Genomic DNA, 15,265 nt, shown 5'->3' on the forward strand with positions numbered 1-15,265 from the left:
CTTTTTATGCAATAGTCTTCTTGCATAAGCGGCAGATTTTGCCTTAGTGGAAGGCCTATTAATAATTTGTCTTGAAACGCTATTGCAAACGTTTCACATTACGTTCTATCTTAGTTATAATATGATTTGTTATACAAATTAATTGTGAGTATCAGCAATAATTAAATTAATTAAAAAACTATTACGTAAGTCTCGGGGCAAACATGCACCAGCAGTTGCTAATTATGTTATTCCCCGCAACCAGCATAATATCTCTAAAACAGATATTAGTACAAATGCTCTAAAGGTCTTAAACCGACTCAATAGCGCAGGTTTTCAAGCCTATTTAGTTGGTGGTAGCGTTAGGGACTTACTTTTAGGTAAAGCACCAAAAGATTTTGATGTCGCAACTAATGCAACGCCGAATGAAATTAAAGCCCTTTTTAGAAATGGGAGAATAATCGGTCGTCGTTTTAAATTAGTTCATATTATTTTTCATCGCGATATTATCGAAGTAGCCACTTTTCGTGGTAATGACGTCTTAGACGATAGCCAAGTTCAAATGACCAATGAGCGTGGTATGCTTATACGCGATAATGTATACGGCACTATCGATGAGGATGCATGGCGGCGTGATTTTACGATTAATTCCCTCTATTACAGTATTGAAGATGCAGCTATTGTCGATTTTACGGGCGGTGTTAAAGATATTCATAATCAGACTTTACGAATTATTGGCAATCCTCACATTCGCTATCAGGAAGATCCTGTACGCATGCTAAGAGCTATTCGCTTTAGCGCTAAACTTCACTTTAATCTTGCCCCTGAAACAGCTAAGCCTTTAGAAGAGCTCAGTGCTTTGATTTTAAATGTTTCAAGCTCTCGTTTATTTGATGAAATGATTAAGCTTTATCAGTGTGGTGAGGCAGAAACAGTACAAAATTTATTAATCAAGTATGGCCTTTTCAAGTATCTTTTTGCGCAAACACATGCGCTATTCGACAGCCCATACCCGGTTAAGGCGTTTTTAGGTGTGTCATTAGAAAATACAGATGCTCGTATTCATGATAATAAACCAATTACCCCCGCCTTTTTGTATGCTGTATTTCTTTGGTTTCCTTTACTTAATTATGCAGCTAACTTACAACGAGACGAGCAACTGCCACCCTTACCTGCTTTAGAAAAGGCAATGTCGCATGTCATTAGTGAACAAAACAAAGTGATTGCGATTCCTAAACGATTTAGCCAAGTTATGCGTGAAATATGGTTATTGCAATTTCGTTTTCCTAAGCGCTGGGGTGGGCGTGCTATTAATTTACTTAAACATCCCCGTTTTCGTGCAGCTTATGATTTTATGTCACTGCGGGCCTTAGCTGGTGACGAATCAATGGAACTAGCTCAATGGTGGACTACCTTTCAGAATGCTTCAGAAGAAGAGCAAGCTCACATGATTGCGAGCCTCCCTACACCCGCCGGTAAAAAATCAAAAAGAAGAAAAAAACAGAAAACACTCATATGATTTTATGTTACTTAGCATTAGGTAGTAATTTAAATTCTCCTCAACGCCAACTGCAACTAGCTATTAAACAATTACAGAGCTTACCGCACACTCATGTTAAGAAAATTGCCACATTTTATAAAAATCAAGCTGTAGGTAGGAAATCACAGCCTAGCTTTTATAATACTGTTGTTGAGATTTCTACGACATTACCACCAGAGAAGCTCTTGGCTAAATGTCAAGAGATAGAGCGTAAGCAAGGAAGAATACGCCGTGTAAGGTGGAGCGCAAGAACTATTGATATTGATATATTGCTTTATGACAATCAGGTGATAAAAAGGCCTTATCTGGTTATTCCACATCCACAATTATTGAATCGTGATTTTGTACTTATACCATTAATCGAAATTGCTCCTGCCATTCGCTTACCAAATGGTCAACCTATTGGTTTAAAAGTTTAGGTAACATGCTTTTGACATAAAAAACATGGAATAGCTTTTATTCACGTTACTTTGTAAAATATGCAGTATTAGATGGAGCGAGTACTAAGTAAATAGTATTAATTAAATTTACTTTAGCTTCCGAAAGAACTTAGAATAATTGTCTTTAGCATTTATTAATTCGGGATATTTAAGGAGAAAGATTTGTATAAAACGATATTACATGCAACCGATCTAAGTGAAAATCATTACAATCTTTGTCAGCAAGCAGTCAAACTAGCTCAATGCTTTAAAGCTTCCCTTCATTTTCTACATGTTATAGAAACACCTGCCTCTTTACAATGGGCACAAAGCTTAGGATTTGCTGAATTAGCAACGCCTGTGAAAGATGACGCGATAACAACAATGGCTACTTTAGGAGAGGCACTCAATATTCCTCTAGCCCACCAGCATGTTGAAGTTGGCTCAGCTTATAGCCATATTTTAAACAAGGCCAATGAATTAAACTGCGATTTAATTATTATAGGCAGCCACTCGCGCCATTCACTGCCACCTTTCTTAGGGAGCTCATTTTTAGGAAGCACAGCTAACACCATCGTTCATCACGCACCTTGTGCTGTTTTAACCTTAAAAGCGGAGTAAGTGCTGAGGTTTTACTTGAGTTTTCTTTTTAATTTCATCTTCAACGCCACAACGCTGGATACCGCGGTCAAGCCGCGGTAATTCATTTTTTTGCTTTATTCTATATGATTAAACTAGCCTGGGTGCAAGCCCATAGGGCCGAAACCTGGGTTGCACTTCGTTTCACCCAGGCTACTTACTGGATACCTCATAAAGCGCGGTACGTAGCGATGTGGTTATATTCATAGAGCGATGCCTGATAATATTAAAGTGTTTAACTTCTTTTAACGTGCCTCATTAAGCGCTTCTTACGCTTTACTTGTCTTGGCGAGAGCTTATTCTTTTTATCTTTAAACGGGTTAACATTACCTTTAAACTCTAATTTTAACGGCGTTCCAACTAAACCTAAGTGGTTTGTGAAATGATTAATTAAATAGCGCTTATAGCTATTTGGTAGAGCATCAAGTTGGTTGCCATGAATGACAATAATGGGCGGATTATGTCCACCTGCGTGAGCGTAGCGAAGTTTAATTCTTCGGCCTTGCACTAATGGCGGTGGATGTTGACTCACTAGATCTAAGAGTAAACGAGTTAATTTTGGCGTAGAAAAACGCTGTGTTGCAGACGCATAAGCTTCCTCAATGTCATTAAATAATAATCCCACTCCACTACCATGTAGGGCAGAAATAAAGCGCATTTTAGCAAAACTAGCAAATTGCAATTTACGCGCTAATTCATTGCGTACATGCTCTTTATGGTCTTCATCTAAGCCATCCCATTTATTAACGGCTATGACTAGTGCTTTACCCGCCTCAATAATAAAGCCTAATAAATGCATGTCTTGTTCGGTTAAGCCTTCTCTTGCATCGAGCAGCATTAAACAAACATGAGATTCTCGAATGGATTGTAACGTTTTAATGACGGAAAATTTTTCAATCTTTTCATCAATTCGTGCACGGCGTCTTATCCCAGCCGTGTCGATTAATAAATATTGTTTCTCATCTCTTGCAAAAGGAATCGTAATGCTGTCACGTGTCGTACCAGGCATATCATAAACAACGACTCGTTCTTCACCTAAAATACGATTTACTAAAGTAGATTTTCCGACATTAGGGCGTCCAACAAAGGTAATTTTAATCGCTTGATTATCAGACTCTATAGGTTCAATATTTATTGAAAAATTAGCAGTAAGGGCTGTAAGGAAAGTAGCTATACCACTGCCGTGGGCTGCCGAAATAGAGTAAATATGGCTAAAACCTAAGCGCTGAAATTCTGAGCACGCAACCTGCTCATCTAATCCTTCAGTTTTATTAACAATAAGAAAAACAGGCTTATTTAATTTACGTAAACGGCTAGCAATTGTTTCATCAATGCCGGTTAGGCCAGCTCTGCCATCTACTAAAAATAAAACTATAGTTGCCTCATCGAGTGCGGCTGCCGACTGCTTTGACATCAATTCATCCACAGCCAAATCATCAACACCTATGCCACCTGTGTCAACAACAATGAATTGCTTTTTCTCAAACTCTGCTTCCCCATATTGCCTATCTCGGGTTAACCCTGGAAAATCAGCAACCAAAGCATTTTGGGTATGAGTTAAACGATTAAATAAGGTTGATTTTCCTACATTAGGCCGACCAACTAACGCTACAACAGGGACCATTTTTAACCTACAGTAAAATGACTTAACTTACCGTTTGCAGTCATAACATAAATATTATTACCAGAAACGCTTGGCGCTACATGAATAGCGCTGCCTAATTCAGCTCGCGAAATAAATTCGCCAGTTTGAGTGGATAAAACATGTAGTATACCTGTCTTATCCCCTACCACTACGTAATTTTCCATTAAAACTGGCTCAGTTAACCCGCGGGCTTTTAGGGCATCTTGCTTCCATTCTACTTGGCCATTATTCTTATTAATAGCCCAAATAATATCCTGACTATCAGTCATAAAAAGTGTTTTACCCTTAACAGCTATATTTGTAAACGTTGAAGCAGGTTTACGCCATACAAATTGGCCGTCAGTAAGTGATAAAGCGCCAATGTAGCCTTGATAACTAGCTAATAGAGCAATATTACCTTGCACAATGGGATCAGCATCAATATCGACTAAGCGTTCAACATCACTAGAGCCATTAGCAAAAGCAATACTGCGTTGCCATAACACTTGTCCTGTTTGAATATCAACTGCATCCATTTTACCATCAGAATATCCGACTAAGGCAGTACTATCATTCATAATAACAGGTGATGAGCTTGCTTTTAAAATTAGACTAGGTGCACCATGATCGGATACCCAAAGCTTATTGCCTGATTTTAAGTCAAACGCATATAAGTTCCCATCAATTGTTTTAGCAATAACTTTATTTTGAGCAATAGCAGGTTGGCCAAGTACATCACCAGAAACCTTAGCTTGCCAAATTTCTTCACCATTGCTTTGCTTAAGAGCAACAAGGCTTGAAGAATCTGTACTAACAACTAGGTGATCTTGGCCTATGCTAGGCCCGCTTACTACACCAGTCGTAAGCTGTTTTGTCCATAAAATTTTACCCGTTGCTTTATCAACTGCCTCAATAATGCCATTATTATCAGCAGTATAAACAACGTTACCGCGTATAACAGGTTTTAACTTTAAATAAGCAGTTTTATTCTTTTGCCCAGATCCGATAGCCACTGTCCATTTTTCTTTTAATTTTGTTTTTGTAGCAACAGGCGCTAAGGTTTGTGGGGTAGGCGTGTTGTCTTTGCCAAGCATATAATCATCAAGCTTAGTGCAACCTGCAACCGAAAGAGAAAGAATTAAAGAGAACAGTGTTTTTCTTTTCAGATTTGACATAAAACCTCTTAAGCTATTTTTGCCGAATTATTTACAGATTGAGCTAACGCAGCTAACTCATTTGTTTTCATTTCCAAATAAAGATTTCCCATTCCTTGCGTACGAACTTCTGAAATTGCTTTTTTATAATAGTTAATTGCTTGCTGGTATTGACCAGTTTCCGTATAGATATCACCTTTTAATTCATTGACTACTGGTATATAAACCAAATCGTCAACTTTATTTAACTCTGTTAACGCTTTGTCATAAGATTTTTGTGCTGTATAAAGCCTAGCCGTACGAATGCGTGCGACATCTCTTAAGGGCTTCATGGGGCAATTATTAGCCACATAATCTAGCAGCTCACTTGCCTTACTCAAATTTCCTTCATTAACATATAATTTTGCCAATGTTAATCGTGCCGCATGAGCATAGATAGTGTGACTATGTTCTTTTATTAATTGGTTAGCATAGGATTTTACATTCTTATTGTCTTGATTTGATAAGGCAACCATTAAGTGCTCATAGCTGTTAGACGCTTGAGTCACTACTTTATCTTGATGCCAATGCCAATATTTATAACCTGATATAATAAGTAGGATGACAGAAAGCACAATGGTAATTAATGTGCTATGTTTATGCCACCACTTTTTGATTGCTTCTAACTGCTCTTCTTCTGTCATATACATTGACATGCTTATCTTCCTCTCTATAGGATTTTCATACCCTTTGTTTCAAATCATGTAAAAACCATGTCCTATGAAACGATGCTTCACCAATAATATTGTTTAGACTTTATAATCTTGTAAATAGCTAATTAATTGTTTTTGCGAAATGGTGACTTGTTGTGCCGTATTTCGCAAGTCTTTAATGCTGATTTGTCCATTTTTCAACTCCTCTTCCCCAAAAATTAAAGCGAGATGAGCGCCAATTTTATCAGCTTTTTTAAATTGGCTTTTAAAGCTTCCGCCAGCAGTATTCGTAATCACTTGCCAATTCTGGTTATGATCGCGCAATTGTTCTGCAACAATAAGAGCTTGCTGCATACCTTCCTCATTAGTAGCTATCAAAAACAAACTAAGATTAGCTTTAGGAATTAGATTAACAGCTAACGTATCCATTAATAATAATAAACGCTCAGCACCCATCGCAAATCCAACAGCAGGCATTGGGTTACCGCCTAATTGCTGAATTAAGGAATCATAGCGACCGCCTGCACATACGGTAGCTTGGCTACCTAGTTTATCTGTTACCCATTCAAAAACAGTATGGCCATAATAATCTAAACCCCGAACTAAAAATGGATTGACTTCATAAGCAATACCCATTTTATCTAACCCTGCACATAAATTAAAAAAATGTTGTTTACTTTCTTCTCCTACATAGTCGATGAGTTTAGGCGCATCAACTAGTAGAGCTTGCATATCAGGGTTTTTACTATCTAATATTCTTAAGGGATTTCTTGTTAAACGGCGCTGACTATCTTCATCTAATTTGTCATGATGCTTATTAAAAAACAACACGAGCTGCTCTTTATAATTTTGCCGTTCATTTAACTCACCTAAGGTATTAATTTGTAAGTGGACTACCTCATTAACACCCAACTCTTGCCATAAACGTTTACAAATGGCAATAAGCTCCAGTTCAATTGCCGTGCCTGCTATTCCTAGTGCTTCAACGCCCAATTGATTAAATTGCCGGTAGCGCCCTTTTTGTGGTCGCTCATGGCGAAACATAGGCCCAATATACCATAGCTTTTGCTGCTGATTATATAAAAGCCCGTGCTCTAAACAAGCCCTAAGGCACCCTGCCGTTCCTTCAGGACGTAACGTAATGCTATCACCATTGAGATCTTGAAAAGTATACATTTCTTTTTCAACAATATCTGTGACTTCACCAATAGTACGCTTAAATAATTGCGTGCTTTCGATTAAGGGAAAGCGAATCTCTTGATAAGCATAATTAGTTAAACAACGTATAAAAGTTTGCTCTAATAATCTCCATGACTCAGTTTCATGAGGTAAAACATCATTCATACCTCGTACTGCACGAATTTTATCAACCACTCTGCTTCTCCGCTGCTTGTTCATTATTACCAGACTCTTCACTGGCTGCAAACATGGATTGCATTCTTGAGATTGCTGTTAATTTTGTTTCAGCCTCAGCTTCAGCGTTTTGCATTGGCGGAATCTGGTTAACCGTGCTCTCATGCTTAGTGGAAAAAACAGGCTGCATATTATCTTTATTTTTTTGCCACCATAAACCAATAGAAACAATGGCAGCGATTGCCACAAGCGCTGTAAACCAGCGAACAAAACGCTCACCTTTATTAATTTCTCGCCTGCTTTGCCATAATGCCTTTTCGGGCTTTCTTTCATAAGCATAACGACTATTAAAAATTTGTAAAAAAGGCTCAGGCGATACACCGAGTAACTTCGCATATGCTCGCAGATACCCTTTTATAAATACTGGTTCTGGCATATTTTCATAGTCATCTGTTTCAAGTAACTCGATAACTTTCACCCTTAAATGCAATTTTCCTGCTACATATTCTTGTGTGAATCCTTTTTTTTCGCGAAGTTGTGCTAATTGTGATCCTGGGCTACCTTTATCTGGTGTGTTAATTTCATCCATTATTGTTGTTGTATTCATTTATTACTCCAGAATTGTTCGTTAAGTAAGTTAACCTACTTAACCGTAACTTATAATCTGCCTCTAAATCAGGTTTACCTGCTTTGTTTGCTGCTTGGGCAGCTAATTTTAGTAAAATGGCATCGGTTAATGATATATCTTGGTACGTTTGTAAATAATTTAAGGCCTTATCTGGCTTATCGTGTTTGAGTTGAATTGACACTAATTCAATCAAAGACTGCTTTCGGCGCGGGTCTTGCTCTAAGGCTTTTAGAAAATAATTTTCTGCTTTTGTATCATCAGGAATTGCAGAAGCACATAAGCCAGCGTTTTCATAGGCGCCAGCAGTATGAATATAATTAACATTATTAGCTGCCTTGAGAAAATAGCCTTCTGCTTCCTGATAAGAACCATTTCGACAAAGAAACGTACCGTAGTTATTTAATTGTGCACCACTCGTTGGCGCTAGAGTCAACGCTTTTTTATAAAATGCTTTTGCCTCATTTAAATTGCCTGTTTTTTCCATGTAATAGGCTAAGGCTGCATTTGCTTCAGGCGATTTAGGTGATAATTCTAATGCTTTAAGAAACTTCTTTTTTGCACGCGGCCTATTGCCCTTTTGTAAATAGCCTAAACCTAATTGAATATTGTAGGCAGCGGTATTACTACGTTTAGTAGCCTGCTCTGCTTTTTTTGCATTGTCCTCTGTATTAATCTGACATCCTTGTAATAATAACAAGCCCAATAAAAATAATGACTGCACCACACTAGACAAAGTTTTATTCCAATTATTTATCTTTATAAATTGGGCATTATAACCGCTAATGGATAAATTAAAAAAGCTTATTGTTAAGCAAATAAGTGGCCTTTTGCTAATTATAAGTTTAGAACCTGGTTTTCAATTCGCTTAATTGTAGAACAAACAAAAATGGTCACGTTTTTATAGAAGCAAAATCTTATGATTTAGGCTTTTTTTTCTCTAATAGAAGGTGCTTTTTCTTTAAGGCTTGATACTGTTCATCTTCCATGACTTGCTGATAAAAAGCTAAAAATATGCGCGCTGACTCAGCTTTTAGTGAACTCTCTGAGTTTGGCTCTTGGGGCTTTACCGCACCACTACTATCATACTTACGACCACTGGCATGGTTTGCGTAGCGTCTTGCGCGTGTAAACCCCATTTGTAAATACTTCCTTGCCATATCCATCCCTACAAAATCGTTACCATCGCGATAATTAAGGAATAAATTATAAATCGTTTCTGCAGATTGCTTAGCAATTTGCGGGGTTTTGAAACGCCAATGAGGAAGTATTTCACTTTTATAAGGTTCAGCAATCAATACACCCTGCTCTCCTTTGCCAATAATATATCGCTCAGGATGAAGTCTGAAATTAATATGGCGATAGCGATTAGCATAATCCGTTTTATCCATATATTTATCTCAATAATTGTGGGCCTTTTAATTTTAGCCAATAAGATAATTAATTTTGTTCTTTAGTTAAATTAACGGGCTGAAAATGTAACTTCTGCCAGCGAGACGACCGACTTGTTTTATCTTTTACTGAACCAGCTAATTGACCGCAAGCTGCATCAATATCATCACCACGAGTCTTACGAGTAATGGTATTAATGCCTTTAGACATCAAAATATCCCGAAAATGATTGATTGTGGCTTCTGAAGAACGCTCATACTGTGTCAAAGGAAACGGATTAAATGGAATTAAATTTACTTTAGCCGGTACATTATGTAATAACTTAACTAATTGAAAAGCATGCTCTGGTTGATCATTGACGCCTTTAAGCATCACATATTCAAAGGTGACCTTTCGCCTTGGCTCGTCTTTAAAATAACGTTTACAAAGCGCCATTAATTGAGACAAGGGATACTTTTTATTAATTGGTACTAATTCATTACGTAACTCATCGTTAGGTGCGTGCAAGGAAACTGCTAATGCAACTGGACTCACTTCACGTAAACGCTCTAAATCAGGTAAAACGCCTGAGGTGCTTAAGGTCACCCGTCGTTTTGATAAACCATAAGCAAAATCATCCATCATGATATCCATAGCGGTTACTACATTATCAAAATTAAGTAAGGGTTCACCCATACCCATCATCACGACATTGGTAACCCGTTTATCATGAATACCATTATCTTTTGACAGTTCACGCACAGCGAGCCATACCTGGCCAATAATTTCTGCTGTGGTTAGATTGCGATTAAATCCTTGTTTAGCTGTCGAGCAGAAACTACAATTTAGTGCGCACCCTACTTGTGATGATACACAAAGTGTTCCTCGATTTTTTTCAGGAATAAATACCGTTTCGATGCAGTTATTGCAATCAAGTTTTAATAGCCACTTGTGCGTACCATCACTTGATTTTTGACAGGAAACAATTTCCGGCAGCCGGATCTCGGCAAGCTCTGATAAGCGTTCGCGTAAGGATTTGCTTAGGTTAGTCATTTGAGAAAAATCATGAAAGCCCGCTTGATGAATCCATTGCATCACTTGCTGGGCGCGAAATGGTTTTTCACCTAATTGCTTAAAAAATTCTCTCATTTGTTGAGAATTAAAATTCAACAAATTGGTTAGTTCAGCCATACAATCCTCAACGCTTACCAGTACATACAAAAATTAAATGTACCATTTAGCATACGCAAATGAACGTATGCTCTTACCATTAATTCATCAGTTTTCACTTAGCGTACACAAACCTCATGAGGCTCAAAGAAAAATGCTACTTCTTGAGCCGCGGTCTCTGCACTATCAGAACCATGAACAGCATTAGCATCAATACTATCAGCAAAATCAGCACGAATTGTTCCGGGAGCTGCTTCTTTTGGGTTAGTAGCGCCCATCAATTCACGATTCTTAGCAATGGCATTTTCACCATGTAAAACTTGAATCATGACTGGGCCTGAAATCATAAAGCTAACTAAATCATTAAAGAAAGGACGTGCTTTATGAACGGCATAAAAACCCTCTGCTTGCTCGCGTGTTAACTGTTGCATTTTAGCAGCAACAATGTTTAACCCAGCTTTTTCAAAACGCGTATAAATCTCGCCAATGACTGATTTCTTAACAGCATCAGGTTTAATTATAGACAAAGTGAATTCAACAGCCATGCAGGTACTCCATGATTAAAATTAAAAGGCGCTATTATACATGAACAATTACCAATGTGGATAATATTAATTCGCTGCTTAGCAATTTGTGCTAACTTATACAGGCAGTTTTACCTAGTAAAGGTGGGCAATCTAGTATCGCCGCCATGTTCAGCACCCAGCCTGGATTGCTTCGCTGTGCTCGCAAGGCATTGTTGCGTAGATAAATTAAAATGTAGCCTGGGTGCAGGCCCATAGGGCCTAAACCCGGGTTTCACTGCGTTTCACCCAGACTACAAGGTCGTTTTGATCACTTATTCTACCCACGCAACAATGCCTACTTGCAAAAACGAGCTATTCTGAGCTTTTAACAGATGCACCGTCATTGCACTTACTGCCTTAGCTATCTATCGCCTAAGTTAGGATCAAAAAAGAGAGATTCTTTATTTTCTGCTTCTTGGGTTAAATCACGGCGATAATTAGGTAGAAGTATAATAATGTCTTTCGCTCTTAAGATTAAATTATAAAAATCAGTCCGGAACTCGCGTATACGTCTACCCATACTTGCAATTTGCTGAGCAAAATCAGCTAAATTATCTTCCGAATCTTCAGTATAGGCAGCTAGTTCATTAATTTTATCAGTAATTTTGGCACGTTCTTCATTACCAAGTGACACGCCTAAAATTTGCTCAGCGCGACGCCAATCACTTGGCTTATCTTTAAAATTAAAATTGCATAACAAGGCAGTAAGCGCTTGCGCAATAGCTGTTTCGCTTTTTTTAATTTTTAGAGCTTGTAACTCTTTCTTAAGCTCCTTAGCAATAGTCATTAATTTAGCATGCCAAGCTTGAGCTTTTTTAATTAATATGGCTTGGCTGCCAGCAATTAATTTCTCATGCTCCAACTCAAGCTCATGAAAATCCTTATTTAAATCAATTAATAATTGACGCTCTTTTTCTAATTCTGCACGCGCTGACGTGCCCGGTGATCCTTCCTCTTTGCCACTTTCACCAGATAATAAATAATCGATTATTAGTTTCTGTGCATAAAGCTGGTAATCTTGTGCTTGTTGAAAAATAATACCATTAAAAACATGCCGAAACGGTAAGCGTAATAATTGGTTATAGAACGTATCTGGAATTTTTAGAGCACATAATAAATCTTCTTGTGGTAATTTGATGCGATAACGCTCAAGGATACGTTGTGCTGTAATTAGCCCATAGGTTGAAAACCATCCGGTTAATTCATTTTCTGATTGTTCACTCATTATCAATCCAACTTGATTTTACAACAATGTATGATATAACGCTTTCAATTTTAAAGATTCTACTTAATATGATAAGCGCTCCTATACAAAATATACCTAATTTTTCTACTTTTTTACGTATTTCTACGCCAACTGCTTGGCTAGAGGCAGCCACACAAAATTTACCGCTTCTTTTGCTGGATCATGCACATTGTGAACGTAAAGCTGCCGCGACCGCAATTAATTTTATGAGTAAGTATCCAGGCTATCAAGAATTAGTCAATATGATGTCTCCGTTGGCGCGCGAAGAATTACTTCATTTTGAAAAAGTCCTAGCGTTTATGGCACAACGCGGCTTAAAATTTGGCCCCCTACCTCCTTCTAATTATGCTCAGCAACTTCATATGTTAGCTAGCAAAAAAAACACCCCTGAACGCTTAAGCGATTTATTATTAATTGGTGCTATTATTGAAGCGCGCTCATGTGAACGGTTTAATGCACTTGTTCCACAGCTTACCGATCATAGTTTAGCACGATTTTACGCGACCTTGGTCAAAGCTGAAGCAAGGCACTTCGAAGATTATTTAAAGCTGGCGAGTTTATATGGTAGGAACATCGAGCAACGTCTAGATTATTTTCTTACCGTTGAAAATCAATTAATTAGTAAGCCAGATTGCGTATTCCGCTTTCATAGCGGAATACCAATTGAATAAGATTAGGGAGAAAGGGAAGTAGCAGGTGTTGGCGCTGCGTCAATTATTAATTTAAATTTATCTGCAAAATAGGTTTTCATGCCCTTTTCATCATCTTTTTGCAAATCCTTGAGCACAGCGGGCGTCACCGGTTGGCCAGTACTATCCGTAAGCTTTTTATTTGCTGGATCAAAATTGTAGCCTCGTTCTTTAAGCCATGCTACAGCCAATGTATCAAACATTTCCTTTTCATTATCTTGTTCATGCTCTTCTTTCTTCTCTACTAACGGTTCTCTATTTTTAAAAGCTTTTGTTGTTAGGACGCCCTTATCATCTATCTCTAGGGAGTAGGTCAGCTCATGAGACTGTTTTTTCGAACGCCAATCGTCATACTTTAAGCCTAATTTTATTAGCTTACCGCGCGTACCCGCTTCATACGTACCGTCGTCTAAAGCTGCTGCAAATGGCGTAAATCGTAATGCCTTAGCTAAATCCTCAGCGGCTCCAAAAATATCCATCATCCCCGTATGCCATTCTACATAGGACTGCTGGCCAGTTGATTGAATAAAATCTTCTGCTTTACGAGCGACCCTGTCCCAGTATGTTTCTTTTTTACCGTGCTGATCTACAACCCCAGTGAATTGGCCCGGGTCTGCACGCACAGCTTCATCATTTCTTCGCGCTTCAAGTAATGCTCGATCGTAATCTTCCTTAAATTTTTGCTGTTTAAGCGTATTTTTTAACTCTTCAGCTGCCTTAAGTTCATTCATGGTAGGCATAGGGCTAACCTCTACAGATAAATATGAGTAAAATAGAAACCTTTTGTTTTATGATAACACAATAATTGTGGGTTGTCATCCCAGTCACTTAATACATATTGATTAAATAAATTACCCTTAAAATAGTGTTTTGTTAAGCCTGGCTTGTGAGTATGCCCATGAATTAATAGTTTAACCTGGTAACGTTGCATATGGTTTAACATAGCACTAGACTCAATGGCCATCTGATTGATAGGTTTTGCACGATTATTTTGACTATGCTGCCTAACCCGAGCCACCATTTTCTGGCGTATTGTCTTAGGAATATGCAAAAAAAGCCAAGTAAACAAGGCATTACGAGTTAATCTTCGGAATCGTTGGTGTGCTTTATCCTGAGTACAATACCTATCGCCATGCACTAATAAGATGGGCGTGTCTGCTAATTTAATGACACTTGGCTCAGGAAGTAAGGTTATGTGAGCCATGCGACTAAATTCTCGACCAACAAGAAAATCACGATTGCCATGCATAAAAAAAATTTTAATGCCCTGACTAACAAGAGATTTAAGCTGATTAGCAATCGTTAAACTCCAAGCTTCTATCGTATCGTCACCAGCCCAAGCATGAAAAAAATCACCTAATATATAAATAGATCGGGTATTAGTAGCCGCCCACTTGGTAAAGCCTTCAAAACGCTTAGTAATCTCTTCAGCTTGCGGGTGAAGGTGTAAATCTGAAATAAATACCGCATCTAACATAAAGGCTCAACTAAAATATGCTCATCCTGAAGGTAAATTTGACAAGGCCCGGTTTGTGCTTGAATTGCATCGCTTAAGCGATAGAAGCCGGCAATAGAGACTAGTTCCGCCTCCAGTGACTGGCAAAAAATGCGTGCATTTTTATCACCAGAAATGCCAGCTAATGCTCTACCGCGCAACGCGCCATAGACATGAATATTACCATCAGCTAATAACTCTGCACCATGACTAACTGACGCTGTAATCACTAGATCACCACCCTTACTAACTACTTGTTGACCAGAGCGAACTGGTGAAGTTAATAATTTTGTTTTTAATGCTTCAGGACTTACAACAGGGGCTTCATCTGTTGTTAATTCTGACGTTGATACATTAATAAGGGGTTTATCATGGGTAGAGGACGCATGTAAAACAGCTATGCCTTTTGATTGGGCCATAGTAGCTAAAAAGGAATTTGCCCCTTGGATGCCGACTGGAAAAATGCTATGTAAGCGCATGCAGTGGCAAAAGGCATCTAAGTCAATTTCTTCATCTTTTAAAGCACTGCAATCAATAACTACTGGTGTATTGTTAAATAATTTGGGTGCTTTTACAACAACCTCTTCTAATTGCTGCGCAAATAAAAGCTTATCTGCACTTAGTAATTGAATGACTGTAAAAGTATATAATCTACCTTTAAGCTTAAACACTTGTGATTTCAATGTATTATCTATCATGCTTA

At 38.1% G+C, this 15,265-nt stretch carries 17 protein-coding genes; 4 read left to right on the plus strand and 13 right to left on the minus strand.

Going from position 1 to position 15,265, the window contains the following annotated elements; all coding sequences use genetic code 11:
* Positions 1–169 precede the first annotated feature (169 nt).
* The 3 genes from pcnB to DYE47_RS08255 all read left to right on the plus strand — a co-directional run bounded on the left by pcnB (position 170) and on the right by DYE47_RS08255 (position 2,559).
* On the plus strand, positions 170–1,498 hold the full coding sequence (pcnB, locus tag DYE47_RS08245; RefSeq protein WP_115302819.1) for a polynucleotide adenylyltransferase PcnB: 1,329 nt from the start codon (positions 170–172) through the stop codon (positions 1,496–1,498).
* The gene (gene folK, locus DYE47_RS08250; protein ID WP_115302820.1) at positions 1,495–1,938 is read left to right on the plus strand and encodes a 2-amino-4-hydroxy-6-hydroxymethyldihydropteridine diphosphokinase; all 444 of its coding nucleotides are present in this window, start codon (positions 1,495–1,497) and stop codon (positions 1,936–1,938) included. The genes pcnB and folK overlap by 4 nt, the downstream gene beginning before the upstream one ends.
* A gap of 183 nt (positions 1,939–2,121) precedes the next feature.
* Positions 2,122–2,559 (plus strand): universal stress protein, encoded by a 438-nt coding sequence (locus DYE47_RS08255; RefSeq protein ID WP_115302821.1) that lies wholly within the window; start codon positions 2,122–2,124, stop codon positions 2,557–2,559.
* Positions 2,560–2,812: 253 nt separating this feature from the next.
* Here DYE47_RS08255 and der read toward each other — a convergent pair whose 3' ends face one another.
* The 10 genes from der to DYE47_RS08305 form a co-directional block, all read right to left on the minus strand.
* Positions 2,813–4,201: a ribosome biogenesis GTPase Der gene (gene der / locus DYE47_RS08260; protein WP_115302822.1), complete on the minus strand. Its 1,389-nt coding sequence runs from the start codon at positions 4,199–4,201 to the stop codon at positions 2,813–2,815.
* A 2-nt stretch (positions 4,202–4,203) separates the two neighbouring features.
* Entirely contained in the window at positions 4,204–5,376 is a 1,173-nt protein-coding gene (gene bamB / locus DYE47_RS08265) for an outer membrane protein assembly factor BamB (RefSeq protein ID WP_115302823.1), read from the minus strand.
* An 8-nt stretch (positions 5,377–5,384) separates the two neighbouring features.
* Positions 5,385–6,050 carry a YfgM family protein gene (locus tag DYE47_RS08270; protein ID WP_115302824.1) on the minus strand — a complete coding sequence of 222 codons (666 nt, stop codon included), beginning with the start codon at positions 6,048–6,050 and terminating at the stop codon, positions 5,385–5,387.
* Positions 6,051–6,143: 93 nt separating this feature from the next.
* Positions 6,144–7,445, minus strand: coding sequence for a histidine--tRNA ligase (gene hisS / locus DYE47_RS08275; RefSeq protein ID WP_174224092.1), 1,302 nt, complete (start codon positions 7,443–7,445; stop codon positions 6,144–6,146).
* Positions 7,414–8,007, minus strand: coding sequence for a helix-turn-helix domain-containing protein (locus tag DYE47_RS08280; protein WP_115302826.1), 594 nt, complete (start codon positions 8,005–8,007; stop codon positions 7,414–7,416). The genes hisS and DYE47_RS08280 overlap by 32 nt, the downstream gene beginning before the upstream one ends.
* Positions 7,982–8,752, minus strand: coding sequence for a type IV pilus biogenesis/stability protein PilW (pilW, locus tag DYE47_RS08285; RefSeq protein WP_242604226.1), 771 nt, complete (start codon positions 8,750–8,752; stop codon positions 7,982–7,984). Before pilW ends, DYE47_RS08280 begins: the two co-directional genes overlap by 26 nt.
* Positions 8,753–8,942: 190 nt before the next feature.
* Positions 8,943–9,416, minus strand: a complete 474-nt coding sequence (locus tag DYE47_RS08290) for a DUF4385 domain-containing protein (protein WP_115302828.1) — start codon at positions 9,414–9,416, stop codon at positions 8,943–8,945.
* Between the two features lie 49 nt (positions 9,417–9,465).
* Entirely contained in the window at positions 9,466–10,587 is a 1,122-nt protein-coding gene (gene rlmN / locus DYE47_RS08295) for a dual-specificity RNA methyltransferase RlmN (protein ID WP_115302829.1), read from the minus strand.
* Positions 10,588–10,685: 98 nt separating this feature from the next.
* On the minus strand, positions 10,686–11,111 hold the full coding sequence (gene ndk, locus DYE47_RS08300; RefSeq protein WP_115302830.1) for a nucleoside-diphosphate kinase: 426 nt from the start codon (positions 11,109–11,111) through the stop codon (positions 10,686–10,688).
* Positions 11,112–11,493: 382 nt separating this feature from the next.
* Positions 11,494–12,357 (minus strand): hypothetical protein, encoded by an 864-nt coding sequence (locus DYE47_RS08305; protein WP_115302831.1) that lies wholly within the window; start codon positions 12,355–12,357, stop codon positions 11,494–11,496.
* Between the two features lie 68 nt (positions 12,358–12,425).
* Between DYE47_RS08305 and DYE47_RS08310 the strand changes: the two genes are divergently transcribed.
* Positions 12,426–13,049 (plus strand): MiaE family protein, encoded by a 624-nt coding sequence (locus DYE47_RS08310; RefSeq protein ID WP_115302832.1) that lies wholly within the window; start codon positions 12,426–12,428, stop codon positions 13,047–13,049.
* Between the two features lie 2 nt (positions 13,050–13,051).
* Here DYE47_RS08310 and DYE47_RS08315 read toward each other — a convergent pair whose 3' ends face one another.
* The 3 genes from DYE47_RS08315 to minC are packed head-to-tail and all read right to left on the minus strand — an operon-like array spanning position 13,052 to position 15,260.
* Positions 13,052–13,807, minus strand: a complete 756-nt coding sequence (locus tag DYE47_RS08315) for a hypothetical protein (RefSeq protein WP_115302833.1) — start codon at positions 13,805–13,807, stop codon at positions 13,052–13,054.
* A gap of 11 nt (positions 13,808–13,818) precedes the next feature.
* Positions 13,819–14,544: a UDP-2,3-diacylglucosamine diphosphatase gene (locus DYE47_RS08320; RefSeq protein WP_115302834.1), complete on the minus strand. Its 726-nt coding sequence runs from the start codon at positions 14,542–14,544 to the stop codon at positions 13,819–13,821.
* Positions 14,538–15,260 carry a septum site-determining protein MinC gene (minC, locus tag DYE47_RS08325; protein WP_115304046.1) on the minus strand — a complete coding sequence of 241 codons (723 nt, stop codon included), beginning with the start codon at positions 15,258–15,260 and terminating at the stop codon, positions 14,538–14,540. The genes DYE47_RS08320 and minC overlap by 7 nt, the downstream gene beginning before the upstream one ends.
* Positions 15,261–15,265: the final 5 nt, after the last annotated feature.

It is taken from the genome of Legionella beliardensis, assembly GCF_900452395.1.
Lineage (GTDB): Bacteria > Pseudomonadota > Gammaproteobacteria > Legionellales > Legionellaceae > Legionella_C > Legionella_C beliardensis.